This is a genomic window from Roseateles agri (assembly GCF_034043675.1).
Taxonomy (GTDB): domain Bacteria; phylum Pseudomonadota; class Gammaproteobacteria; order Burkholderiales; family Burkholderiaceae_C; genus KK5.
Genome location: NZ_JAXCLA010000005.1, coordinates 416,846 through 440,911, shown reverse-complemented (window position 1 = coordinate 440,911; position 24,066 = coordinate 416,846). Strand labels below are relative to the sequence as shown.

The window sequence follows — 24,066 nt, the reverse complement described above, 5'->3', positions numbered from 1 at the left end:
CTCATCCGGACTCTCATGGCTTCTTCCCCCAAGCATCTGCTCTCCTTCGAGGGTGGCAACGCCCTCTCGGCGTTCCGCGCCCAGGCCCTGTTGCCGAAGCTGCAAGCGGTCAATGACCGCATTACCGGGCTGTCGGCCCGTCATGTGCACTGGGTGTGGAGCGACGAAGCGTTGGCGGGTGCCGACCGGGACAAGCTGGCGGCGCTGCTGAACTACGGCGATGCCTACGCCGGCGCGAGCGAGGGCTCGCTGGTCGTCGTGGCGCCGCGCCTGGGCACGGTGAGCCCCTGGGCTTCGAAAGCGACCGACATCGCGCACAACTGCGGCCTGGGCATCCACCGCGTGGAGCGCGTCACCGAGTACCGCATCACGCTGAAGTCCGGCCTGCTGGGCGGTGTGAAGACCTTGACGCAGCAGGAACTCGTCGCCTGCGCCGAGCTGCTGCACGACCGCATGACCGAGAGCGTGCTGCTGGCCCGCGAGGAAGCGGCGCACCTGTTCGACGAGAAGACCGCGCAGCCGCTGGCGCATGTGGACGTGCTGGGCCAGGGCCGTGCGGCGCTGGTGAAGGCGAACACCGAGTTCGGCCTCGCGCTGTCCGACGACGAGATTGACTACCTCGACGCCGCCTTCGGCCAGCAGCTGAAGCGCAACCCCAGCGACGTCGAGCTGATGATGTTCGCGCAGGCCAACTCCGAGCACTGCCGCCACAAGATCTTCAACGCGAAGTTCACGGTGGACGGCGAGGAGCAACCGCTGAGCCTGTTCGGCATGATCCGCAACACCGAGAAGCTCGCGCCGCAGCACACGGTGGTGGCCTACTCGGACAACGCCGCGATCATGGAAGGCCACCAGATCGAGCGCTGGATGCAGGCGGGCGACGCCCGCGCGCCGAAGTACGAAGCCCGCGCCGAGACGGCCCATGTGCTGATGAAGGTCGAGACGCACAACCATCCGACGGCGATCTCGCCGTTCCCCGGCGCATCGACCGGCGCCGGCGGCGAAATCCGCGACGAAGGCGCCACCGGCCGGGGCGCCAAGCCCAAGGCCGGCCTGACCGGCTTCTCGGTCTCGAACCTGCGCCTGCCCGGCCTGGCCGAGCCCTGGGAGCGCGACAACATCGGCAAGCCCGAGCACATCGCCAGCCCGCTGCAGATCATGATCGACGGCCCCATCGGCGGCGCGGCGTTCAACAACGAGTTCGGCCGGCCCAACCTGGGCGGCTACTTCCGCGTCTACGAGCAGCAGGTCGACGGCGTCAACCGTGGCTATCACAAGCCCATCATGATCGCCGGCGGCATCGGCGCGATCCGCTCGGACCTGACGCACAAGATCGAGTTCCCGGCCGGCAGCCTGCTGGTGCAGCTCGGCGGCCCGGGCATGCGCATCGGCATGGGCGGCAGCGCGGCTTCGTCGATGGCAGCGGGCACCAACACGGCAGACCTTGACTTCGACTCGGTCCAGCGCGGCAACCCCGAGATCGAGCGGCGCGTGCAGGAGGTCATCAACCACTGCTGGAACCTGGGCGCCGAGAAGAACCCGATCCTGGCGATCCACGACGTGGGCGCCGGCGGCATCTCCAACGCTTTCCCCGAGCTGGTCAACGACGCCGGCCGCGGCGCCACCTTCGATCTCTCCAAGGTGCCGCTGGAAGAGTCGGGCTTGGCCCCGAAGGAAATCTGGTGTAACGAGAGCCAGGAGCGTTACGTGCTGGCTATCGCGCCGGAATCGCTGCCGCTGTTCACGCAGATGTGCGAGCGCGAGCGCTGCCCCTTCGGCGTCGTCGGCGTGACGACCGAGAACCGCGAGCTGGTGCTGGAAGACGGCACCGGCGGCGAACGCGCGATCGACATGCCGATGGACGTGCTGCTCGGCAAGCCGCCCAAGATGCACCGCGACGTCAAGCGCGTGGAGCGCTCCGGCGGCGCGCTGGAGCTGACCGGCGTCGACCTGGCCACCGTCGCCTTCGACGTGCTGCGCCACCCGACCGTGGCCTCCAAGCGCTTCCTGATCACCATCGGCGATCGCACGGTGGGTGGCCTCAATTCGCGCGACCAGATGGTCGGCCCCTGGCAGGTGCCGGTGGCGGACTGCGCGGTCACCCTGGCCGACTTCAAGGGCTTCGCCGGCGAGGCGATGAGCATGGGCGAGCGCACGCCGCTGGCCGCCGTCAACGCGCCGGCCTCGGGCCGCATGGCCGTGGCCGAGGCGATCACGAACCTGCTGGCCGCGCCGATCGAGCTGCCGCGCGTGAAGCTCAGCGCCAACTGGATGGCCGCCTGCGGCGAAGCCGGCGAGGACGCCGCGCTGTTCGACACGGTCAAGGCCGTGGGCATGGAGCTGTGCCCGGAGCTGGGTATCTCCATCCCGGTCGGCAAGGATTCGCTGTCGATGCGGACCAAGTGGGACGGCAATCAAGTCACCGCCCCGGTCTCGCTGATCATCACCGCCTTCGCATCGATCGACGACGTCCGTCCGACCTTGACACCCGAGCTGAAGGCCGGTGATACCTCGCTGATCCTGGTCGATCTCGGCAACGGCAAGAACCGCATGGGCGGCTCGATCCTCGCCCAGGCGCTGAACCAGTTCGGCCCCGCGGTGCCGGACCTGGACGACGCGGCGCAGCTGAAGTCGCTGGTCGCCGCCGTCAACGAGTTGCGCGCCGCCGGCAAGCTGCTGGCCTACCACGACCGCGGCGACGGCGGCCTCTGGGCCAGCGCCTGCGAGATGGCCTTCGCCGGCCACCTGGGCGTGAGCCTCAACGTGGACATGCTGGTGCAGGAGGTCGAGGACGGCGACGTCAAGAACTGGACCCAGCAGGTCGATGCCCGCCGCAACGAGCTGACCCTGAAGGCCCTGTTCAACGAGGAACTGGGCGTGGTGCTGCAGGTCGCCACCGCCGACCGCGACGCCGCGCTGCAGGTGCTGCGCGCGCACGGCCTCAGCAAGCACAGCCACGTGGTCGGCAAGCCGAACACGAACGGCCAGGTCGAGGTCTGGCGCGATGCCAAGAAGATCTTCACCGCGCCGCTGGCCCAGCTGCACGAAGCCTGGGACCAGGTCAGCTGGCGCATCGCCCAGTTGCGCGACAACCCGGCCTGCGCCGACAGCGAACACGCGCTCACCGGCGTGGCAACCGACCCGGGTCGCCATGTGCACCTGAGCTTCGATCCGAAGGAAGACGTCGCCGCCCCGTTCATCAACAGCGGCGCGCGCCCCAAGCTGGCGATCCTGCGCGAGCAGGGCGTCAACTCGCACGTCGAGATGAGCTATGCGATGTCGCTGGCCGGCTTCGACACCTACGACGTTCACATGAGCGACCTGCAGTCTGGCGCCGCCGGCCTGACCGACTTCAAGGGCTTCGTCGCTTGCGGCGGCTTCAGCTACGGCGACACGCTGGGCGCCGGCGAAGGCTGGGCCCGCTCGGTGATGTTCAACCCGGTGCTGGCCGCGCAGTTCGAGGCCTTCTTCGCCCGCGGCGACAGCTTCGCGCTGGGCGTGTGCAACGGCTGCCAGATGATGGCCGCGCTGTCGCCGATCATCCCCGGCGCGCAGGACTGGCCGAAGTTCACCCGCAACAAGAGCGAGCAGTTCGAGGCGCGGCTGGCGATGGTGGAAGTGCTGAAGTCCCCGAGCCTGTTCTTCACCGGCATGGAAGGCTCGCGCCTGCCGATCGCCGTGGCCCATGGCGAAGGCTTCGCCGACTTCTCGCAGCGTGGCGATGCGGCCAAGGTCGCTCGCGCGATGCGCTTCGTCGACAACAGCGGCGCGCCGACCGAGGCCTACCCGCTGAACCCGAACGGCAGCCCGGACGGCCTCACCTCGGTCACCACGGCCGACGGCCGCTTCACCGTGCTGATGCCGCACCCGGAACGCGTGTTCCGCAACGTGCAGATGAGCTGGACCAGCGGCGACAAGAGCGAGCTGAGCCCCTGGATGCGCATGTTCCGCAACGCCCGCAAAGCCCTTGGTTGAAGCTGGTGTGTCCCTCGTCCATGCCTGACTGATACGCGGCGGCCATGGCCACCGAAATCCTTCTCGTCATGCTGGCCGCCATCGGCCTGGCGATCTTCGCGGAGCGCTTCAAGCTGCAGCCGCCGCTGCTGCTGGTGGCGGTGGGTCTTGGCCTGTCCTTCGTGCCAGGGATCGAGCCGCCGGCGCTGGAGCCGGAGACGATCCTCGCCATCGTCGTGCCGCCGCTGCTGTATTCGGCGGCGCTGGATTTCTCCTTCTTCAGCTTCGTCAAGCGGATCGCGGCGATCCTGAACCTCAGCGTCGCGCTGGTGTTCGCCAGCGCGGCGGCGGTCGCCTTCGCGGCCGTGGCGCTGATGCCGGCCCTGCCGCTGGCCGTGGCCTTCATCCTCGGCGCGGCGCTGGCACCGCCGGATGCCGTCAGCGCCGTGGCCATCGGCCGCGAGCTGGGTCTGCCGAGCCGGCTGATGACGATCCTGAAGGGCGAAAGCCTCGTCAACGACGCGGCGGCGCTGGCCCTGTTCGGCGTGGCCACCGCCTGGGCGCTCAGCGGGGCCGAGCATCCGGGCAGCGTGACCCTGGCCTTCCTGTACGCGGCCATCGTCGGCGCGCTGGTCGGCATGCTGATCGGCCGCATCGTCGACCGCATCCGCCGCCGGCTGGAGGACCCAAGCCTGGTGACGACGTTATCCGTGCTGGTGCCGTTCAGCGCCTACGCGCTGGCCGAGCGCGTGCACGCCTCTGGCGTCGTCGCCGTCGTGTTCGCCGGCTTCACCTTGAGCCATCGCGCGGCGGACCTGGGCTTCGCCGGCCGCATCCAGGAGCGCGAGGTCTGGGGCGTCGTCGACAAGCTGCTGGAGACCTTCGCCTTCGCCTACATGGGCCTGCAGCTGCGCTCGTTGATGCTGGAGGCGCAGGCGGACGGCTATGCGCTGCGGCAACTGGCCGGCATCGCCATCGCGCTGCTGGTCGTGGTGATCGGCGTGCGCGTGGTCTGGATCGTGGCGAGCGAGCTGCTGGCGCGCGTGCGCCGGCGCTGGAGCCCGCGGGCCCAGCCGCTGAGCTGGGCCGAGGATGCGGTGCTGGGTTGGTCCGGCATGCGCGGCGTGGTGACCTTGGCGGCCGCTGCGGCCACGCCGGTGCACACCTGGGCCGGCGAGCCGCTGGCCGGGCGCAGCGCGATCGTGCTGCTGGCCTATGTCGTGGCCGTCGGCACCCTGCTGCTGCACGGGCTGACCCTGCCGCTGCTGGTGCGACGCCTGAAGCTGCCTCCCGACGACGCGGAAGCGCTGCATGGCCAGAAGAAGCACGCCAAATCGGTGATGCACGGCGCCGCCCGCGCAACGCTGACGGGGCTGTCGCACGAGCAGTTCAGCGCGGCCGAACTGGCGCTGGCGGAGAAGCTGATGAACCGCCAGGCCGCGGCCGTGCAGGCGGCGCAGGAACTGGCCGGGGAGGGCGGCTCGCCGACCGTCCCGCGCCTGCGTCTGCTGACGATCGGCCGCGCGGTGCTGGCCGCCCAGCGCCAGGCGCTGATCGCCGAACGCGACGCGCAGCGGCTCGATGACGAGGTACTGCGCGAACTGCTGGAAGGGCTGGACCTGGAGCAGGCCCTGCTGGCGCAGAAGGCCCAGCACCTGGCTTGAGGAGAGGCTGGGAACTCAGCCCTGGTTCAGCTGCGCCAGCAGTTCGTAGGAGCGCAGCCGCGCGTTGAAGTCGTACGCCGCGCAGGCGACGATGAATTCGTCCGCGCCGGTGCGCTCCTGCGTAGCGCGCAGGCCGGCGCGCACGGTCACTGGCGAGCCGACGATCGATTCACGAAGCATCCGCTCGACGCCGAGCTTCTCGCCCGGCGTCCACAGCGGCTCCATGCTGTCCACCGGCGGCGGCAGCAGGCCGCGCTGGCCGCGCTGCATGCCGAGGAAGCGCTGCTGGATCGAGGTGAACATCCGTGCCGCCTCGGCGTCGGTGTCGGCCACGACCACGTTCAGGCCCACCATCGCATGCGGCTTCGGGTGCTTCTCGCTCGGCCGGTATTGGGCGCGGTAGATGTCCAGCGCCTGTTGCAGCATGTCGGGCGCGAAGTGCGAGGCGAAGGCGAAGGGCAGGCCCAGGTAGGCCGCCAACTGGGCGCTGTAGAGGCTGGAGCCGAGCAGCCAGATCGGCACCTCGGTGCCCTGGCCGGGCACGGCGCGCACGACCTGACCCTCTCGCACCGGACCGAGAAAGGCCTGCAGCTCCACCACATCGTCCGGGAAGCGGTCGATCTCGGCGCCCGAAAGATGCCGGCGCAGCGCGCGCATCGTCGGCTGGTCGGTGCCGGGCGCGCGGCCCAGGCCCAGGTCGATGCGGCCGGGGAACAGCGTGGCCAGGGTGCCGAACTGCTCGGCGATCGTCAGCGGCGCGTGGTTGGGCAGCATGATGCCGCCGGAGCCGACGCGGATCGTCTTGGTCGCCCCGGCGAGCTGGCCGATCAGCACGGCCGTGGCCGAGCTGGCGACGCCTTCCATGTTGTGGTGCTCGGCCACCCAGAAGCGGCCATAACCGAGAGATTCAGCGTGCTGGGCGAGCGCGACGCTCTGGCGCAGCGCGGTGGCGACATTGCTGCCCTCGGTGACGAAGGCGAGGTCCAGGATGGAAAGGGGTGCGATGCTCATCCGCGCAGTCTAGGAACTGGCGCCCGGCCTTGCCCGAGCAGGGTCAATCAGTCCGTGCTGCTGCCGAGCACTGCCGTCGCCATCCGTGTGCGCCCGGCGCGCCAGACGCTCAGCGACACCTTCTCGCCGATCTGCCGGCGTTCCAGCAGGGTCAGCATGTCGTCCAGTGTCGCGACGGCCTCGCCGTTGACGGCCACGATCACGTCGCCCTGCACCAGCCGGCCGAGGCGGTCGCGCGCGAAGGGGATCAGGCCGGCGCGGTCTGCGGCGCCGCCGGGCGCCACGCGCACCAGGGCCACGCCCTTGGGCAGGCGCAGCGCTTGATTGAGGTTCGTGCCCCCGCCGCTGACGCCCAGCGAGGGCCGGATGTAGCGCCCGTCCTTGATCAGCCGCGGCACGATGCGGTTGACCTCGTCCACGGGGATAGCGAAGCCGATGCCGGCGCTGGCGCCGCTGGGACTGAAGATCGAGGTGTTCACGCCGATCAGGCGGCCGGCCGAGTCGAGCAGCGGGCCGCCGGAGTTGCCGGGGTTGATGGCCGCATCGGTCTGGATCACGCCGCGGATCGTGCGGCGGTTCACCGACTCGATCTCGCGGTTCAGCGCGGAGACGATGCCGGTCGTCAGTGTCTGGTCCAGGCCGAAAGGGTTGCCGATCGCGTAGACCTGCTGGCCCACCTGCAGTTCGCGGCTGCTGCCCACCGGGATCGGCGGCAGCTTCTCGCGCGGCGCCTTGATGCGCAGCACGGCCAAGTCGCGGTCCTCGAACACGCCGACCAACTCGGCATCGAGCGTGCTCTGGTCGGCCAGCGTCACGCGCGCGGCCGAGGCGCCCTGGATCACGTGGAAGTTCGTGACGATGTGGCCGTTGGCATCCCAGATGAAGCCGCTGCCGGTGCCGCGGGGCACCTCGCTGACGTTCATCGAGAAGATGTCGCGCTCCAGCCCCAGCGTCGTGATGTGGACCACCGAGGGCGAGACCGTCTTGAACACCTTGATGTGGTTCAGCTCGGCCGGCTCCAGCGGGCCGCGCGGCGTGATCGGGCGGGGCTCCTGGGCGATGGCCAGCACGGGCAGGAAGGCGAGGGTGGCGAAGCAGCGGCGGCGCATGGAAATCGGTGGGTAGACTGCGGCGCAGATGATAAGAGCCGATGTTCTCCCTGCCGTTTCCGCCCGTGTTTCCGCCCGGTATCCGCGCCTGGATGCGCTGCGCGGCCTTGCCGTCGTCTGGATGGCGGCCTTCCATTTCTGCTTCGACCTGAACCATTTCGGCTGGCTGCGGGCGGACTTCTACCGCGACCCCTTCTGGATCGGCCAGCGCACCCTGATCGTCAGCAGCTTCCTGCTCTGCGCCGGCATGGGCCAGGCGCTGGCGACGGCTCAGCACCAGCCCTGGCCGCGCTTCTGGAAGCGCTGGGCGCAGATCGCCGGCTGCGCGCTGCTGGTGACGGCGGGCTCCTGGTGGATGTTCCCGCACAGCTTCATCAGCTTCGGCGTGCTGCACGGCATGGCCGTGATGCTGTTGCTGATGCGCTGGGCGGGCCCGCGCCTGGGCGCGCCGGTGGCGGCCATGCTGGGCCTCGTGCTGGTGCTGCTGCCGCAGTTCGTCCAGCATCCCTTCTTCGACACGCGCTGGACCGACTGGGTGGGCCTCGTCACCCACAAGCCGATCACCGAGGACTACGTGCCCGTGCTGCCCTGGTTGGGCGTGATGCTGTGGGGCTTCGCGCTGCTGCGCTGGCGGCCGGCGCTGGTGGAGGGCGCCTTGCCGCGTGCGCTGCATCCGCTGGCCGTGCTGGGCCGGTGGAGCCTGAGCTTCTACATGATTCATCAGCCGGTGCTGATCGGCCTGCTGACGCTAACGGCGACAATGCGCGGATGAGCTCCAACAAGATCCTGTTCGGCTTCCATGCCGTCACCGTGCGGCTGAAGACGCATCCGAAGTCCATCAGCGAGATCCACGTCGACACGACGCGGCGCGACCAGCGGATGAAAAGCTTCGTCGAGCGCGTCAAGGAAGCCGGCGCCAAGCTGATCGACAGCGACGACGAGCGCCTCGCCAAGCTGGCCGGCAGCCCTCGTCACCAGGGTGTCGTGGCGCGCGTGCAGCCGATCGCGATGCAGCACTCGCTGGACGGCGTGATGGAAGATCTGGAAGCCGCCGGTGCCACGCCGCTGCTGCTGGTGCTCGACGGCGTGACCGATCCGCACAACCTCGGCGCCTGCCTGCGCGTGGCCGACGGCGCCGGCGCCCATGCGGTGATCGCGCCCAAGGACCACGCGGTGGGCCTCAACGCGACGGTCGCCAAGGTCGCCAGCGGTGCCGCCGAGACCGTGCCCTACCTGATGGTGACCAACCTGGCCCGTGCGCTGAACGAGCTGAAGGAGCGCGACGTCTGGATCGTCGGCACCTCCGATCGCGCGACCAAGTCCATCTACGACGTCGACCTGAACCGCCCGGTTGCCCTGGTGCTCGGCGCCGAGGGTGACGGCATGCGCCAGCTGACCGCCAAGACCTGCGACGAGCTCGTCAGCATCCCGATGCTGGGCGCGGTGGAAAGTCTCAATGTCTCGGTCGCTTCGGGCGTCTGCCTGTACGAAGCCCTGCGCCAGCGCAAGGGATAATCCGCGCCCCCCGCACAACCAGAGGAAGCCTGCACCATGCCCGTCATCGAAGTCCGCCACCCCCTGGTCAAGCACAAGATCGGCCTGATGCGCGAGGCCGACATCTCGACGAAGAAGTTCCGCGAGCTGACCGGCGAGGTGGCGCGGCTGCTGGCCTACGAGGCGACGTCCGACTTCCCGCTGGAGAAGACGACGATCCAGTGCTGGAGCGGGCCGACCGAGGTGGACCAGATCGCTGGCCGCAAGGTCACCGTCGTGCCCATCCTGCGCGCGGGCCTGGGCATGCTGGACGGCGTGCTGGACATGGTGCCCAACGCCAAGATCAGCGTCGTGGGCCTGGCCCGCGACCATGAGACGCTGCAGCCGGTGCACTACTTCGAGCGCTTCGTCGGCCAGCTCGACGAGCGCACCGCCCTGATCGTCGACCCGATGCTGGCCACGGCCGGCTCGATGATCGCGACGATCGACCTGCTCAAGCGCCGCGGCTGCAATGACATCCGCGCGCTGGTGCTGGTGGCCGCGCCGGAAGGCGTGGCGGCGCTGGACAAGGCGCACCCCGACGTGCGCTGCTGGACCGCGGCCGTCGATAGCCACCTGGACCAGAACGGCTACATCATCCCGGGCCTCGGCGACGCCGGCGACAAGATCTTCGGCACCAAGGATTCCTGAGCTTGGCCGAGTTCACTGCCGGCGTCTGGCGCCGGCTGCGCTTGGCGCTGCTGGCACTACTGGCGCTGCTGGGCTTGATGCTCGGGCCTGCCACACAGGCCCAGATCTTGCGATTGGATCAACTGGCGGCCGGCCCCATGGGCGCCCGCGCGCTCTACCTGCAGGAGCAGCGCGGCACGCCGCCGCTGACGCTCGCGCAGGCGCGGGCGGCACTGCTGCGCGGCGAGTTCCATCGCGACGAGCGCCCGATCGCCAGCTTCGGCCTCAGCGCGCGGCCGGTCTGGATCTATCTGGAGCTGCAGAATCCGCTGGACGACGATGTGGCCGTGCGCCTGCTGGCCGGCATGGCCTGGGTCGACCACCTGGACGTGGCACAGATCAAGGGCGGGCAGGTGCTCGCGAGCTGGAACAGCGGCGACGAGGGTGGCCGGGTGGACGGCGCCGGCAACCTGCTGCCGGGCCTGGGCTATGCGTTCCCGCTCTCGGTGCCGGCCGGGCGCAGCGAGATCTTCATCCGCGCGCAGACGCCCGATCCGCTGGTCGTGCCGGTGAGCCTGGAACTGGCCAGCGAAGCCGGCGCGGAGGAGCGCGCCGTCCACTACGGCTATGGTTTGCTCTACGGCTTCCTGCTGGCGCTGATCGCCTACAACGCGATGGTGTTCGCCGGCCTGCGCACCGGCAGCTACCTGCACTACGCCTTCTACCTGCTGAGCTTCATCGCGCTGAACCTGGCCTACACCGGCCACGGCTTTGCCTGGTGGTGGCCGGGTGACGCTTACTTCCAGCGTTATGTGATCTTCGTGATGATGGTGGTGTTCGGCGCGGCCGGCTTCATCTTCGCCGAACACTTTCTCGACCTGCGCCGGCATGCGCGGCGGCTGCGGCTCGCGCTGATCGGCACCTCGCTGGCCGCGCTCTTGGCGGTGTCGGCCTGTGCGCTGGTGGACTGGCAGGCGGCGGCCGGCTGGATCGCCTTCGTGTTCCTGTTCGCCTTCGGCCTGGTGATGGTGCTGCTCGGGGTCTGGGCCTGGCGGCGCCGGCAGCCGGCCGCGCCCTACTTCCTGGCGGCCGTGCTGTGCGGCATGGGCGGCACGCTCGTGACGACCTTGGCCGTCTGGGGCCTGCTGCCGATGTCGGGCCCGACCTTCCATGGCATCGAGATCGGCGTGACCCTGGAGGCGGTGCTGCTGGCCCTGGCGCTGGCCAACCACCTGCGCAGCCAGGAGCGCGCGCGCCACCAGGCCGAGCTGCAGGCCCGCACCGATGCGCTGACCGGTCTGTCCAACCGCCGCGCCTTCTACGAGCGCGCCCGCGGCCTCTGGGCCACCGCCGTGCGGCGCGGCCGGCCGCTGTGCATCGTGATGCTGGACATCGACCACTTCAAGGACTTCAACGACCGCCATGGCCACGACGGCGGCGACCGCGTGCTGGTGATGGTGGCCGAGGTGCTGCGCAGCAACTGCCGCGCCGGCGATCTGGCGGTGCGCTGGGGTGGCGAGGAATTCCTGCTCTTGCTGCCCGAGACCGACCTGAGCGCGGGCCTGGCCTTCGCGGAACGGCTGCGCGCGGCAGTGGAGGGCAGCGCGATCACGCTCGGTGGCGATCAGCGCGTGTTCCTGTCGGTGAGCCTGGGCGTGGCGCCGCTCGAACTGCCGGTCGCCGTCGATGCCACGCTGGAGACGCTGATCGCCACCGCCGACCAGTTCCTCTATCGCGCGAAGAACGAGGGCCGCAACCGCGTCGCCGGGCCCTAGACCACGCCCAGCGCGCCGAGCACACCGCCGCCCAGCACCAGCCAGACCAGCGGGATCTTCGTGCGCAGCACCAGCGCCACGGTGAGCGCCATCAGGGCCAGCGTGCTGGGCATGCGGCCCGGCATCGTCGCGTAGGGCGCCGCGAGCAGCCAGCCGGTGGCCACGATCAGCCCCAGGGTCAGCGGCGTCATGCCCACGGTGAAGGCGCGCACCACGCGGCTGTCGCGGTTGGCCGAGGCCCAGCGGGTGGCGGTCAAGGTCAGCACCGTCGAAGGCAGCAAGGTGCCGGTCATCGTGGCCAGCGCGCCCGCCGCCCCGGCGACGTTCCAGCCGAGAACGGCCACGAACAGCACGTTGGGGCCCGGCGCGGCCTGCGCGATCGCGATCGAGGTGGTGAACTGCGTGTCGCTCAGCCAGCCGTGGTCGGCGACGAGGAAGCGGTGCATTTCCGGCGCCGTCGTGATCGCACCGCCGATCGCCAGCAGCGAGATCATCGCGAAGTGCAGGAACAGCCCGACCAGATCCACGGCCATATCAAACCTTCCGCCAAGCCAGCGCCATGCCCGCGCCACCCAGCACCAGCACGAGCCAGGGCAGGGGGATCTTGAGCCAGACCATCGCCGCCACCGTCAGCGCCGCCAGCAGCAGCGAGGGCCAGCGGCCGATCGGGTTCTTCTTCAGCGAGGACAGCAGCTTCACCCCGGTCGCCAGGATCAGTCCGGCCGCGACGATGCCCATGCCGCGCAGCGCGTCGACGACCACCGGGTGCGTGGCGAGGTGGCCGTACAGCACGGCCAGCGCCAGCACGATCACCGAGGGCGCCAGCAGCATGCCGGCCATGGCGACGAAGGCGCCGCGCAGGCCGAAGAAGCGGTCGCCCAGCATCAGCGAGATGTTGACGATGTTCGGGCCCGGCAGCACCTGCGCGATCGCCAGCGTCTCGACGAAGTCCTCGCGCGTGAGCCAGCGGTGCTTCTCGACCAGCTCCCGCTGCGCCACGGCCAGCACCCCGCCGAAGCCCTGCAGGGCCAGCCAGGTGAAGGCGAGGAACAAGGCCCGGAGGCTCTCGGGCCGGCGCGTGGCCGCCGTCGCCTCCTCCGCGCTCAACGCCGTACCTTCAGCGCGTCCGGGTTGAGGATGTTCGTCGGCTTCTTGTCGATGAAGTTCAGCACGTTGTCGAAGGCAGCGTCGAAGTACATCTCGTAGCTGTCCTGCTCGACGTAGCCGATGTGCGGCGTGCAGACGCAGTTCTCCAGGCGCAGCAGCGGGTGGCCTTGCAGGATGGGCTCGCTCTCGAACACGTCGATCGCCGCCATGCCCGGCCGGCCGCGGTTCAGCGCCGACACCAGCGCGCCCTCGGTCAGCAGCTCGGCGCGCGAGGTGTTGACGAACAAGGCCGTGGGCTTCATGCGCGCCAGGTCTTCCGGCGTGACGATGCCGCGCGTGCCATCGGCCAGGCGCAGGTGCAGGCTCAGCACGTCGCAGCTCTCGAAGAAGGCCTCGCGGCTCTCGGCGGCGGCATGGCCGTCGGCCTGGGCGCGCAGCCGCGAGGCCTCGCTGCCCCAGACCTGCACCTGCATGCCGAAGGCGCGGCCGTAGCCCGCCACCATCTGGCCGATCTTGCCGTAGCCCCACAGGCCCAGCGTCTTGCCACGCAGCACGGTGCCGAGGCCGAAATTCGGCGGCATCGAGCCGGCCTTCAGGCCCGACTGCTGCCAGGCACCGTGCTTCAGGTTGCCGATGTACTGCGGCAGGCGCCGCATCGAGGCCATGATCAGCGCCCAGGTCAGTTCGGCCGGCGCGATCGGCGAGCCAACGCCCTCGGCCACCGCGATGCCCAGCCGCGTGCAGGCCTCGACATCGATGTGCGAGCCGGCCCGGCCGGTCTGCGCGATCAGGCGCAGCTTGGGCAGCTTCTCAAGTAACTGCCGGTTGAAATGGGTGCGCTCCCGGATCAGCACCAGCACGTCCGCATCGCGCAGCCGTACCGACAGCTGCCCGATGCCCTTGACCGTGTTGGTGAAGACCTTGGCGTTCAAGGGCTCCAGCTTGCTGGCGCAGCGCAGCTTGCGCACCGCGTCCTGGTAGTCGTCGAGGATGATGATGTTCATGGTGTCGTCACACCATTTTGCCTCGGCAATCTATGTTCACTGCAGAGCCTGCGGCAAATCGCTACGATGCCGCCTCCCTCAAGGATTCACCCGGAGACCCGACCCATGACTATCACGATGCACGCGGCCAGCGCGCCTGTCTTTGCCCGCATGCTGGGCAATATGCTGAACTGGATGGAAGCCGCCAAGGCGCACGCCGAGGCGAAGAAGTTCGACACCGCCAACTACCTGGGCCTGCGTCTGGCGCCGGACATGCTGCCGTTCAAGAACCAGATCCAGATCTGCAGCGACGCCGCCAAGGGCTGCATCGCCCGCCTGGCCGGCCAGGCCGTGCCGAGCTGGCCCGATGACGAGGTCACTTTCGACGACCTGATCGCCCGCGTGCGCAAGACGCGCGACTACGTGCTGTCGGTGTCCGCCGCCGAGATCGACGGCAGCGAGGACCGCGCCATCGAGATCCCGCGCCGCACCGGCGACCCGCTGAAGTTCAGCGGCCTGGACTACCTGCGCGGTTTCGCGATGCCGAACTTCTACTTCCACGCGACGACGACGTACGCGCTGCTGCGTCACGCTGGTGTGTCGCTCGGCAAGATGGACTTCCTGGGCAAGTAAGCCCAGTCCTCAGTGCCGCCTGCCGCCCGCTGTGAAGTGGGTTTGCAGCGCGGCCAGCCGCTGTTCGGCCTCGTACTGCGAGAACTGGCGGGCCACCTCGTTGTAGAGCCGGGTGCGCAGGTGCCAGAGGTCGTCCAGGCTGCGGCTGCGGCTGATCATCTGGGCCAGGGTGTCGGTGTCCTCGCCCTGCAGGCCTTCGAGGCTGGCCTCGAACTGCGCCCGCGCCGCGGGCAGGGCGTCGACGGCAGCAGGGCTGGCCGCGGGAGCGGCCGGATCGCCGCTGCGGCGCAGGATGGTCTGCCAAAAGCTGTCGCCCTTGGGCTGCGCGCTTTGCGTGCTGCGCGCGAAGAAATTCGTCGACAGAGCCCCGCGAGTCTGGGCCCAGCGCGTCAGAAGTGCATTCAGCATGGATCTTGGTGGATCGCTGTTTTGTTCATCAACCCCGGCGATGCAGCGCCGGCCCCAACCCGCTCGTTCTTCTTGTCACCCTTTTTCGAGGTAACTTCTGTAAGTCGTTCTATTTTCAGCATCCTGTATGACGCTGAAGTTGTGAATTAGGGTAAATAACGAAAGCTATATTTCTGCGGCCTGCGGGTTATTGCCGATTTGTCAGCCGTCTTTGCTGCCGAGAAGAATGAATTGCTGTCCAATCCGGGTGCTAACGCCCCGATCGAGCTGACAGCGGGCTCCTAAGATCGGGCACCACCGCCATCCTTGTTGTCGTCGCGGCGCTTCGTCATGGACCTTTCACCGCCCACTGCCACCCAGACCACCGCACTCCAGCAGATCGAGCAACTCCTCGCGGTCGCGCGCAGCGGCAAGATGGAGCTGCCCGTGCTGATGGACCGTGCCGGCGCGCTGCAGGCGGCCGGGCTGGGCGAGGCGGCGGCGCTGCTGTACCAGAACTGGATCGTCGCGACACCGTCGCCGTTCCGCCACGTCGCCTGCTTCAACTGGGGCGCGCTGCTGGGCAACCTGAAGAAGCACGAGCAGGCCGAGGCCGCCTACCGCCTCGCGCTGTCGATGGCGCCGACCTTCGCTCAGGCGCACCTGAACCTCGGCCACCAGCTGGAACACCTGGGCCGTCATGAAGAGGCGCTGGCCGAGTGGCAGGGCGTGATCGACCAGGAGCTGCCGAAGCTCCCGGAACACCCGGATTCGCTGGATCTGGTGCTGCACGCGATGAACAACTCGGCGCGCATGCTGGAAACGCAGAAGCGCTATGCCGAGGCGCAGGCGCTGATGCGCCGCAGCCTGGAGCTGAAGCCGACGCAGGGCGATGTCGCCCAGCACTACGTCCACATCCGCCAGAAGCAGTGCGACTGGCCGGTCTACCAGCCCGTCGGCGAGGTCACGCACAACCAGCTGCTGGTCAGCACCTCGCTGCTGGCGATGCTCAGCGAGACCGACGACCCGGCACTGCAGCTGATGGCAGCGCAGCGCTTCGTCCACGAGAAGGTGGTCAAGTACACCGAGCAGCCCTTCCACAAGCGCTTCGGCGCGAAGCGCGAGGGCAAGATCAAGATCGGCTACCTGTCCGGTGACCTCTGCATGCACGCCGTGGGCCTGCTGACGGCTGAGCTGTTCGAGCTGCACGACAAGGAACGCTTCGAGGTCCACGCCTTCTGCTGGAGCCGCGACGACGGTACGCCGCTGCGCGCGCGCATCCTCGGCTCGATGGACCAGCACACGCGGCTGCACGGCGTCGACGACCTCACGGCCGCGAAGCTGATCGCCGAAGCCGGCATCGACGTACTGGTCGACCTGCAGGGCCTGACCAGCGGCGCGCGGCCCAACATCCTGGCCTACCGCGGCGCGCCGATCCAGGTGAGCTACCTGGGCCTGCCGGCCACCTCCGCGCTGCCGGGTGTCGACTGGATCATCGCGGACCGCTTCGTGATGCCGCCGGAATACCTGCCTTACTGCACGGAGCGCCCGATCTACCTGCCGCACAGCTACCAGGTCAGCGACCGCAAGCGCGAGGTCGGTGCCATGCCCACCCGCGCGGCCAACGGCCTGCCCGAGGACGCCTTCGTCTTCTGCTCGTTCAACAACAACCACAAGTACAGCGAGGAGATGTTCTCCAGCTGGATGCGCATCGTGCACGCCGTGCCCGGCAGCGTGCTGTGGCTGCTGGCGGACAACGAATGGGCCAAGGCCAACATGCTGCGCGTGGCTGCCGAGCACGGCGTATCGGCCGAGCGCCTGATCTTCGCGCCGCGCGCCCAGCCGCAGGACTACCTGGCGCGCTTCCAGCTCGCCGACCTGTTCCTCGACAGCTTCCCCTACAACGGCGGCACCACGGCCAGCGACTGCCTCTGGATGGGCACGCCGATCCTGACCCGCTCGGGCCGCAGCTACATCTCGCGGATGGCCGGCAGCCTGCTGAGCGCCGTCGGCCTGCCGGACCTGATCACCTTCAGCCTGCCAGAGTACGAGCAGCGCGCGATCCAGATCGGCAGCAATCCGGCCCGCGCCGCCTCCTACAAGCGCTACCTGCGCGAGCAGGGCCATCAATCCCATCTGTTCGACATGCCTGCCACCGTGCGCAGCATGGAGGACGAGTTCGAGCGTCTGGCGCTCGAACACCGTCAGCGTCGTTAAGGACCCATGGCGACGCGCAACGACTCCTTCTTCGACGGCGGCAGCCCCCGCGGCACGCCGGCCGGCCTGCGCCTGGCCGCGGACAGCACGGTGGCCGCGCCGGCCCACGCACCCGATCCGCTCGAAGGCCTGGCCGAGCAGCCGATCGGCGACCCGCTGCTGCAGGCGCTGGCCTGGCTGACCCGCCACCACGGCAAGCCGCGCTCGCCCGAATCGCTGCGCGCCGGCACGCCGGTGGAAGGCGCGCTGGCGCCGGACCAGGCGCTGCGCGTGATGCGCGAGGCGGGCTACAACGCCGGCCTGCTGCGCAAGGCCATCCTGGACATCAACCCCGCGCTGATGCCCTGCGTGCTGCTGCTCAACGAGGGCGACGCCTGCGTGCTGGTCAAGCCGCTGGACGAAGGCCAAGGGGGACGTTTTGAGGTGGTCTTCCCCGGCCCGGAGGCGGCGGCCTGCGCCGCTTCGCTGAGCGAACTGGAGCCGGAGTACAGCGGCTTCGTGATGGTCGTCTCGCCGAAGGAGGTCTCGCAGGCGCACACGCGCAATGCCGAGGCCGCGCTGCTGGCGCCGGCCGGTGAGCACTGGCTGTGGGGCACGCTGAAGCGTTTCGTGCCCTACTACCGCTCGGCGATGCTGGCGGCGCTGCTCAGCAATGTGCTGATGCTGGTGTCGGGCCTCGTCACCTCGGTGATCTACGACAAGGTGATCCCGCACCAGGCGCTGGTGACCCTGTGGACCTTGGCCACCGGCGCGGCCCTGGCGCTGATGTTCGACCTGTTCTCGCGCCAGCTGCGCAGCCACATGATCGACCTGGCCGGCCGCAAGGCGGACCTGATCATCGGTGCCAAGCTGTTCCGCCAGACCCTGGGCGTGCGGATGGAGCACAAGCCCGAATCGGCCGGCTCCTACGCCCACTACCTGGCGCAGGTGGAGGTGGTGCGCGACTTCTTCACCTCGGCCACGATGTCGGCGCTGACCGATCTGCCGTTCATCCTTGTCTTCGTCGGGATGACCTTCGTCATCGGCGGCCCGCTGGGCTGGGTGCTGGTGCTGACCCTGCCGCTGATCCTGCTGATGAACTGGGGCATGCAGGGCTATCTGCGCAAGGCCATGCGCACGAACATGGCCGAGCAGGCCGACCTGCAGGGCACGCTGGTCGAGGCGATCGAGGGCCTGGAAGACCTGAAGACCTCCGGCGCCGAAGGCCGCTTCCTGCGCCGCTACGAGACCAGCACGGCGATTGCCGCCGAGTCCTCGCTGCGCGCACGCGGCCTCTCCAGCCTCAGCAACAACCTCACCGCGACGATGCAGCAGCTGATCAACCTGATCATGCTGGTGTGGGGCGTCTACCTGATCCACGACGGCGCCATCACCTCGGGCGCGCTGCTCGGCTCGGTGATGTTCGCCAGCCGCGCCGTGATGCCGCTGGGCAGCCTCGTGGGCCTGGCCACGCGCTTCCAGGGGGCGCGCGCGGCGATGCTCTCGCTGGACCGGATGATGAGTCAGCCCACCGAGCGCGATTCCAGTCGGAGCTACGTGCCGCTGAGCCAGCTCAGCGGCCGGCTCGGCCTGCATGACGTCGGCTTCTCCTACCCGCTGGTCGGCCCCGCCGCCCAGGCTGCGGCGCACGCGCCCAAGGTGCTGCGCAACGTGACGATGCGGCTGGAGCCGGGCGAGCGCATCGCCATCCTGGGCCGCATCGGCAGCGGCAAGTCGACGATCCTGCGCCTGCTGGCGGGCCTCTACCAGCCGACCGAAGGCATGGTCGACGTGGATGGCATCGACCTGCGCCAGATCGACCCGGCCGAGTTCCGTGCGCGCGTCGGCTTCGTCTCGCAGGAGCCGCGCCTGTTCCAGGGCACCTTGCGCGACAACGTGCTGATGGGCCGCGCGCACCTCGATGCGCAGCGCCTCGTCGAGGTGGCGCGCCTGACCGGGCTGGACCGCGTGATCGCTGGCCACCCGATGGGCTGGGATCTGCCGGTGGGCGAGATGGGCGGCCTGCTGTCCGGCGGCCAGCGCCAGCTCGTCGCGCTGGCGCGCGCGCTCGTCGCGCGGCCGCAGGTGCTGCTGATGGACGAGCCCACCAGCTCGATGGATGCGCAGTCCGAAATCGCCTTCCTGCGCCAGCTGCGCGATGCGGCCGGCAGTTGCACGCTGGTGATGGTCACGCACCGCCCGGCCGTGCTGGAGCTGGTGTCGCGGATCGCCGTCGTCGACAACGGCCGCATCGTGATGGACGGCCCGCGCGATCAGGTGCTGGCGGCGCTGTCCGGCGTGCGCCCGAGCGCGCCGGGGCAGCCGCAGCAGCAGCAACCGGCACAGCCGCAGGCCGACGTGCGCATGCATCCCGCCGCGCAGCCCGTGCAGCGTTCCGCTTCGGTCTGAGTCCCTAGATGGCCAGCAACGATCGAACCGCGCTGACCCGCGAAGAAGGCCTCTTCGTCAGCGGCCTGCATGCCGCGGCGATCGACGAGCCGATGCCGCGCGCCGTCTGGGGTCTGTACCTGCTGCTGGCGCTCGTCGCGACGGCGATCGCCTGGTCCTCATTCGCTCATGTGGACGAGATCACCCGCAGCGATGGCCGCATCGTGCCGGATGGCAGCGAGCAGGTCATCGCCAGCCTGGAAAGCGGCATCCTGCGCGAGCTCTACGTGCGCGAGGGCCAGGAAGTGGAGGCCGGCCAGGACCTGGCCCAGCTCGACCCGACCCGCGTCGAGGCCTCGCAGGCTGAAGGACAGGGTCGCATGCTCGCGCTGAAGGCCCAGGTGGCGCGGCTGAAGGCCGAGGCCGATGGCGCCGGCTCGATCACCTTCCCGCCAGAGGTGCAGGCCGTGCCGCGCATCGCGCAGGCCGAGACGGAATCGTTCCAGGCGCGCCGCCGCGTGCTGGAGGAATCGGTCGCCAGCGTGGACCGCAGCACCGGCCTGCTGCAGCGCGAGCTGAAGATCTCGCAGGACATGTCGGCCAAGGGCCTGATGTCGGTCGTCGAGGTGATGCGCCTGTCGCGCCAGGTCAACGAGCTGCAGGCGCAGCGCAACGAACGCGTCAGCCGCTTCCGCCAGGAGGCTGCGGGCGAGCTGGTGCGGGTGCAGAACGACCTGAACGCGCTGGACGAGCAGATGGTGATCCGCCAGGATCAGATGACGCGCACGGCGCTGAAGTCGCCGGTGCATGGCGTGGTCAAGTCGATCAAGGTCAACACGGTCGGCGGCGTCGTCACCGCCGGCGCGCCGGTGATGGAGATCTCGCCGATCGGCACGCGCGTGCTGGTCGAAGCGCGCATCAAACCGGCCGACATCGGCTTCATGCACCTGGGCCAGAAGGCCGAGGTGAAGCTGATGGGCTACGACTTCAACATCAACGGCGGGCTGGAAGGCAAGGTGACCTACATCAGCCCCGACGCGGTGGGCGAGACGCCCGAGAAGGGCGGCAACCCCGCCAATGCCTACTACCGCGTCATCGTCACCGCCGAGCGCAACACCCTGCAGTTCAAGGGCAAGCCGCTGCCGGTCATCCCCGGCATGCAGGCCACGGTCGAGATCAAGACCGGCGACCGCTCGGTGCTGAGCTACATGCTGCGGCCGATGATGAAGAGCCGGGAGGCTCTGCGCGAGCGCTGAAGCGAGCGCTGGAGCAAACGCTCCAGAAGAGGCGGGCCGCAGCGCCGCTTTTCCGGGCTTTGTTGCCGGGTTGTACGTGTTCCAGTGACGGGTATTGGCCCCCATGCCATTTCCGCTGTCCCCATGCCCGTCCTCTCGAAGTCGCTTCCCGTCGTCCGCACCAGCATCCTGGCTGCCGCCATCCTGTTGGCCCTGGGGGCGGGCGTGCCCGCGGCGCAGGCGCGCAACGACGTATCTGGCGCCCTGCTGCCGCGCAGTTCGTCCGGCGTCGTCACTTCGCCGCCGCCGGCGCGCAATGCGCCTTCGGGCGCACTGCTGCCGCGGACCGCGGTCCCGGCCAGCGCGCCGGCTGACATCGCACCGACACCTGCACCGGCGCCTGCACCGGTGCCTGTCGCCGCAGCACCTGTTCCTGCGCCGATGCCCGCACCCGCACCCGCACCCGTCCGTCGCATCGCGGCCGCGCCTCCCGCACCGGTGCGGGCAACGCCATCCGCGTCGCCGCCCGCACCCGCACCTGCCTCGCAAGGCCGCTGCAACGACGAGGAAACGCTGCCCGCGCTGCGCAGCAGCGCCAAGGACACCGCGCTGCTGGTCGTCAGCGACGGCGATCCGCGCTACCAGTTGCAGACGCTGGTGAACCAGGCGCTGCAGCGCAGCCGCACGGTCGGCGTCGCGAGATTCCTGACGCAGGCGGCCGAGGCCGACCTCGCCGAATCGAAGGCGCAGCGCATGCCCACGGTGACGGTGAACGGCACGGCCGGCCACATCGGCAGCATCATCTCCGGCGTGGACGAGGCGCGGGGCCTGCAGGGCTCGATGACGGTCTCGGTCAGCGCGCCGATCTACGACTTCGGCCGCATCGCCAAGCTGACCGAATGGCGCTCCAACCTGGCCGACGCCGCCAAGTTCAACCAGGACGGCGCCGAGGAGCAGCTGGCGCTGCAGACGGTGAGCCTCGCGCTGGATCGCAGCCGCTACATCCTGCAGGCGCAGGTGTTCCGCCAGTACGTGCGCAAGATGGCCTGCCTGGTCGATGCGCTGGAGATCATCACCAAGGCCGACCGCGGCCGCTCCAGCGAGCTGACGCAGGCGCAGAAGAGCCTGCAGCAGGCCGACCTGTCGCTGGAGCAGACGATGTCCTCGCTGCGCCAGACCGAGGTGCGGTTGCGTCGCTACGCGGGCGACGACCTGCCGCCCAGCGCCAGCCTCAGCTCCGTGCTGGCCCAACTGCCGGACGTGAACGAACTGCAGGCCGACCTGGTGCAGGGCGCCGACGTGGCCCAGGCCACCGCGCAGGCCAAAGCACAGCGCAGCTACGCCGAATCGGTGCGGGCCGGGCAGAAGCCCAGCGTCGGCCTGCTGGTGAATGCCAGCAAGGCGGTGGGCGCGTCCAGCTCGGTGAGCTGGCTCGGCGGCGTGACCGTCAACATCCCGCTGATGACGCCGGGCGCCGACGACACCGTGCGTGCCGCCAACCGCCGCTACCAGGCGGCCGACCTGCAGCGCGACGACACGATCGAGGCCAAGCGCTACCGGCTGCTGGACGTCTACGAGCAGACCAACTCGGCGCTGGACCGCGCGCGCCGCATCGTCGACATCCTGCGCAACAGCGACCGCGTGCGCGCCGCTACCCTGCAGCAGTGGCAGGAACTCGGCCGGCGCTCGCTGTTCGACGTGATGGCCGCCGAGAGCGACTACTACTCGATGCGCATCTCCCACGTCAACGCGCTGTTCGACAGCGAGCAGCTGATCGCGCTGATGTGGTCGATGGGGCGGGGCGTGATGGTGCCCCTGCGCTGAGCGCGGGCATAAACTGCCGCTCATCTAACGCGTTACCTCTACGTAGCACCCCTAGCATGCCGCCCGACCAGGAAACTGCGGTGATCGAATCGCACATCCATCACATCGCCTATTCCGCGGCCACGCGGGCGTCGGCGCCGGCCGCGTTCGAATTGCTCGACAACACGGACAACCCCCGGCCCGACTGGTACGAGTACTGGCCGATCCGGCGCTACCTGCTGACGCAGCCGCTGGTCGAGGATCACTACTACGGCTTCCTGTCGCCGAAGTTCGAGACCAAGACCGGCCTCGCCGCGCAGGAGTTCGCCGACGCGGTGGCGCAGCAGTCGCCGGATGTTGACCTGATCTTCTGCTGCCCGCATCCCGAGGTCGGCGCGCTGTTCCGCAACGTCTACTACGGCTCCGATGCGACCGCCCCCGGCAGCCTCGACCTGTACTCGGCCATCCTCGATGCGAAGCCGTGGCAGCTGGACATCCGCTCGATGGTCAACGACGAGCGCGACACGATCTACAGCAACTACTTCGTCGCGCGGCCTGCGTTCTGGCGTGAGTGGCTCGAGGTCGCCGAGGCGATCTTCGCGATCGCCGAGGATCCTGCCCACCCGCTGAGCGCCGCGCTGAACACCCGCACTTCGTACACCGGCGAGGTGATGCGCAAGGTGTTCCTGATCGAAGGGCTGGCGTCGGCGCTGGTCGCGCGCCGCGGCTGGCGCGCCGTGTCGATTCCAATCCGCCAGCATGCCGGCAACCAGAACATCTTTTCGGCGTACCGCGCCGATGCCAAGGCCTGCGACGCGCTGAAGCGCGCTTACAAGGACACCGGCGACGAGAAGTACCTGCAGCGCTTCAACGAACGCGCCAGCCAGGTGATCGCCGCGTTCCGGCGCGGCGCCGCAGCGCCCGCCACTCCCACCCAGCCTGATCACCACGAACCCCCACACACCATGGCAATCAAGCAGACCCCGGCCCACGACAAGTTCAACGACACGATCCTGCAACTGCTGTTGCAGCATCAACCACGCAAGGTCGTCGAAGTCGGCTGCATGCGCGGCACGCTGGCGGCCAAGTACTTCGAGACCCATCCCGGGACCGACTGGACCGGCGTCGATATCGACGAGGACAACGTTGCGATCGCGAAGGAGGTCTGCGGCACCGCGATCCTGGCCGACATCGAGAAGCTCAACGAAGCCAGCTGGCAGGCGTTCGGCGCGGCCGATGCCTGGGTGTTCGGCGACGTGCTCGAGCATCTGCGCGACCCGTGGCAGGTGCTGCGCAAGGTGAGGAACCAACTGTCCGACCAGGGCGTGGTCATCGCCTGCATTCCGAACTCGCAGCACTGGAGCTTCCAGGCCCGCGTCAATGCCGGCCTGATGCAGTACCAGGACGACGGGCTGTTCGACCGCACGCACATCCGCTTCTTCTCGCGGATGACGATGGTCGAGATGTTCCAGTCCACCGGCTACACGGTGGAGGGGCTCATCGCCCGCAACATCACCTTCCCCGGGCAGGAGAAGTACATGGCGCCCATCCGCGCGATGGCACAGGCCAGCGGCGCCGACCCCGATCAGGCGGAGCGTGACTCGCTGGCCTTCCAGTTCGTGCTGGTCGGCCGCAAGACGGCCTGATCGGCCTGGGCA

At 69.2% G+C, this 24,066-nt stretch carries 18 protein-coding genes; 12 read left to right on the top strand and 6 right to left on the bottom strand.

What is annotated here, in order from left to right; genetic code table 11:
* Window positions 1-15 precede the first annotated feature (15 nt).
* Together purL and SNE35_RS17445 are read left to right on the top strand one after the other, a co-directional pair.
* Entirely contained in the window at window positions 16-3,975 is a 3,960-nt protein-coding gene (purL, locus tag SNE35_RS17450; RefSeq protein ID WP_320424205.1) for a phosphoribosylformylglycinamidine synthase, read from the top strand.
* A gap of 44 nt (window positions 3,976-4,019) precedes the next feature.
* Window positions 4,020-5,618 carry a cation:proton antiporter gene (locus SNE35_RS17445; RefSeq protein WP_320424204.1) on the top strand — a complete coding sequence of 533 codons (1,599 nt, stop codon included), beginning with the start codon at window positions 4,020-4,022 and terminating at the stop codon, window positions 5,616-5,618.
* A 15-nt stretch (window positions 5,619-5,633) separates the two neighbouring features.
* Here the strand turns inward: SNE35_RS17445 and SNE35_RS17440 are convergent, their stop codons facing one another.
* Together SNE35_RS17440 and SNE35_RS17435 are read right to left on the bottom strand one after the other, a co-directional pair.
* Entirely contained in the window at window positions 5,634-6,629 is a 996-nt protein-coding gene (locus SNE35_RS17440; protein ID WP_431312761.1) for an LLM class flavin-dependent oxidoreductase, read from the bottom strand.
* Window positions 6,630-6,676: 47 nt separating this feature from the next.
* Window positions 6,677-7,738: a S1C family serine protease gene (locus SNE35_RS17435; protein ID WP_320424203.1), complete on the bottom strand. Its 1,062-nt coding sequence runs from the start codon at window positions 7,736-7,738 to the stop codon at window positions 6,677-6,679.
* A 28-nt stretch (window positions 7,739-7,766) separates the two neighbouring features.
* Here SNE35_RS17435 and SNE35_RS17430 point away from each other — a divergent pair, with 28 nt between their 5' ends.
* Genes SNE35_RS17430 through SNE35_RS17415 form a run of 4 tightly spaced genes read left to right on the top strand, consistent with a single transcriptional unit; the run spans window position 7,767 to window position 11,676 of the window.
* Window positions 7,767-8,510 (top strand): acetyltransferase domain-containing protein, encoded by a 744-nt coding sequence (locus SNE35_RS17430; RefSeq protein ID WP_320424202.1) that lies wholly within the window; start codon window positions 7,767-7,769, stop codon window positions 8,508-8,510.
* Window positions 8,507-9,253 (top strand): 23S rRNA (guanosine(2251)-2'-O)-methyltransferase RlmB, encoded by a 747-nt coding sequence (gene rlmB, locus SNE35_RS17425; protein WP_320424201.1) that lies wholly within the window; start codon window positions 8,507-8,509, stop codon window positions 9,251-9,253. Before SNE35_RS17430 ends, rlmB begins: the two co-directional genes overlap by 4 nt.
* A gap of 36 nt (window positions 9,254-9,289) precedes the next feature.
* Window positions 9,290-9,922 (top strand): uracil phosphoribosyltransferase, encoded by a 633-nt coding sequence (gene upp, locus SNE35_RS17420; RefSeq protein WP_320424200.1) that lies wholly within the window; start codon window positions 9,290-9,292, stop codon window positions 9,920-9,922.
* 2 nt (window positions 9,923-9,924) lie between these two features.
* Window positions 9,925-11,676 carry a sensor domain-containing diguanylate cyclase gene (locus SNE35_RS17415; RefSeq protein ID WP_320424199.1) on the top strand — a complete coding sequence of 584 codons (1,752 nt, stop codon included), beginning with the start codon at window positions 9,925-9,927 and terminating at the stop codon, window positions 11,674-11,676.
* On the opposite strand, the gene SNE35_RS17410 is transcribed toward SNE35_RS17415, so the two are convergent.
* From SNE35_RS17410 to SNE35_RS17400, 3 genes are read right to left on the bottom strand one after another with little or no spacing between them, the layout of a single operon-like run.
* Entirely contained in the window at window positions 11,673-12,209 is a 537-nt protein-coding gene (locus SNE35_RS17410) for a chromate transporter (RefSeq protein ID WP_320424198.1), read from the bottom strand. The two genes, SNE35_RS17415 and SNE35_RS17410, sit on opposite strands and share 4 nt — an antisense overlap.
* A 1-nt stretch (window position 12,210) precedes the next feature.
* On the bottom strand, window positions 12,211-12,783 hold the full coding sequence (locus tag SNE35_RS17405; RefSeq protein WP_320424197.1) for a chromate transporter: 573 nt from the start codon (window positions 12,781-12,783) through the stop codon (window positions 12,211-12,213).
* Window positions 12,780-13,787, bottom strand: coding sequence for a D-2-hydroxyacid dehydrogenase family protein (locus SNE35_RS17400; protein ID WP_320424196.1), 1,008 nt, complete (start codon window positions 13,785-13,787; stop codon window positions 12,780-12,782). The genes SNE35_RS17405 and SNE35_RS17400 overlap by 4 nt, the downstream gene beginning before the upstream one ends.
* Before the next feature lie 105 nt (window positions 13,788-13,892).
* Here SNE35_RS17400 and SNE35_RS17395 point away from each other — a divergent pair, with 105 nt between their 5' ends.
* Window positions 13,893-14,399: a DUF1993 domain-containing protein gene (locus SNE35_RS17395; protein WP_320424195.1), complete on the top strand. Its 507-nt coding sequence runs from the start codon at window positions 13,893-13,895 to the stop codon at window positions 14,397-14,399.
* A gap of 9 nt (window positions 14,400-14,408) precedes the next feature.
* On the opposite strand, the gene SNE35_RS17390 is transcribed toward SNE35_RS17395, so the two are convergent.
* On the bottom strand, window positions 14,409-14,807 hold the full coding sequence (locus SNE35_RS17390) for a hypothetical protein (RefSeq protein ID WP_320424194.1): 399 nt from the start codon (window positions 14,805-14,807) through the stop codon (window positions 14,409-14,411).
* Between the two features lie 330 nt (window positions 14,808-15,137).
* On the opposite strand from SNE35_RS17390, the gene SNE35_RS17385 reads away from it, so the two are divergent.
* The 5 genes from SNE35_RS17385 (at window position 15,138) to SNE35_RS17365 (ending at window position 24,054) form a co-directional block, all read left to right on the top strand.
* Window positions 15,138-17,003, top strand: coding sequence for an O-linked N-acetylglucosamine transferase, SPINDLY family protein (locus tag SNE35_RS17385; protein WP_320424193.1), 1,866 nt, complete (start codon window positions 15,138-15,140; stop codon window positions 17,001-17,003).
* Window positions 17,004-17,009: 6 nt separating this feature from the next.
* Window positions 17,010-19,391 carry a type I secretion system permease/ATPase gene (locus SNE35_RS17380; protein WP_320424192.1) on the top strand — a complete coding sequence of 794 codons (2,382 nt, stop codon included), beginning with the start codon at window positions 17,010-17,012 and terminating at the stop codon, window positions 19,389-19,391.
* 8 nt (window positions 19,392-19,399) lie between these two features.
* Window positions 19,400-20,626, top strand: a complete 1,227-nt coding sequence (locus SNE35_RS17375) for a beta-barrel domain-containing protein (RefSeq protein ID WP_320424191.1) — start codon at window positions 19,400-19,402, stop codon at window positions 20,624-20,626.
* 123 nt (window positions 20,627-20,749) lie between these two features.
* Window positions 20,750-22,429 carry a TolC family protein gene (locus tag SNE35_RS17370; RefSeq protein ID WP_320424190.1) on the top strand — a complete coding sequence of 560 codons (1,680 nt, stop codon included), beginning with the start codon at window positions 20,750-20,752 and terminating at the stop codon, window positions 22,427-22,429.
* Between the two features lie 56 nt (window positions 22,430-22,485).
* Window positions 22,486-24,054: a class I SAM-dependent methyltransferase gene (locus tag SNE35_RS17365; RefSeq protein WP_320424189.1), complete on the top strand. Its 1,569-nt coding sequence runs from the start codon at window positions 22,486-22,488 to the stop codon at window positions 24,052-24,054.
* Window positions 24,055-24,066 lie beyond the last annotated feature (12 nt).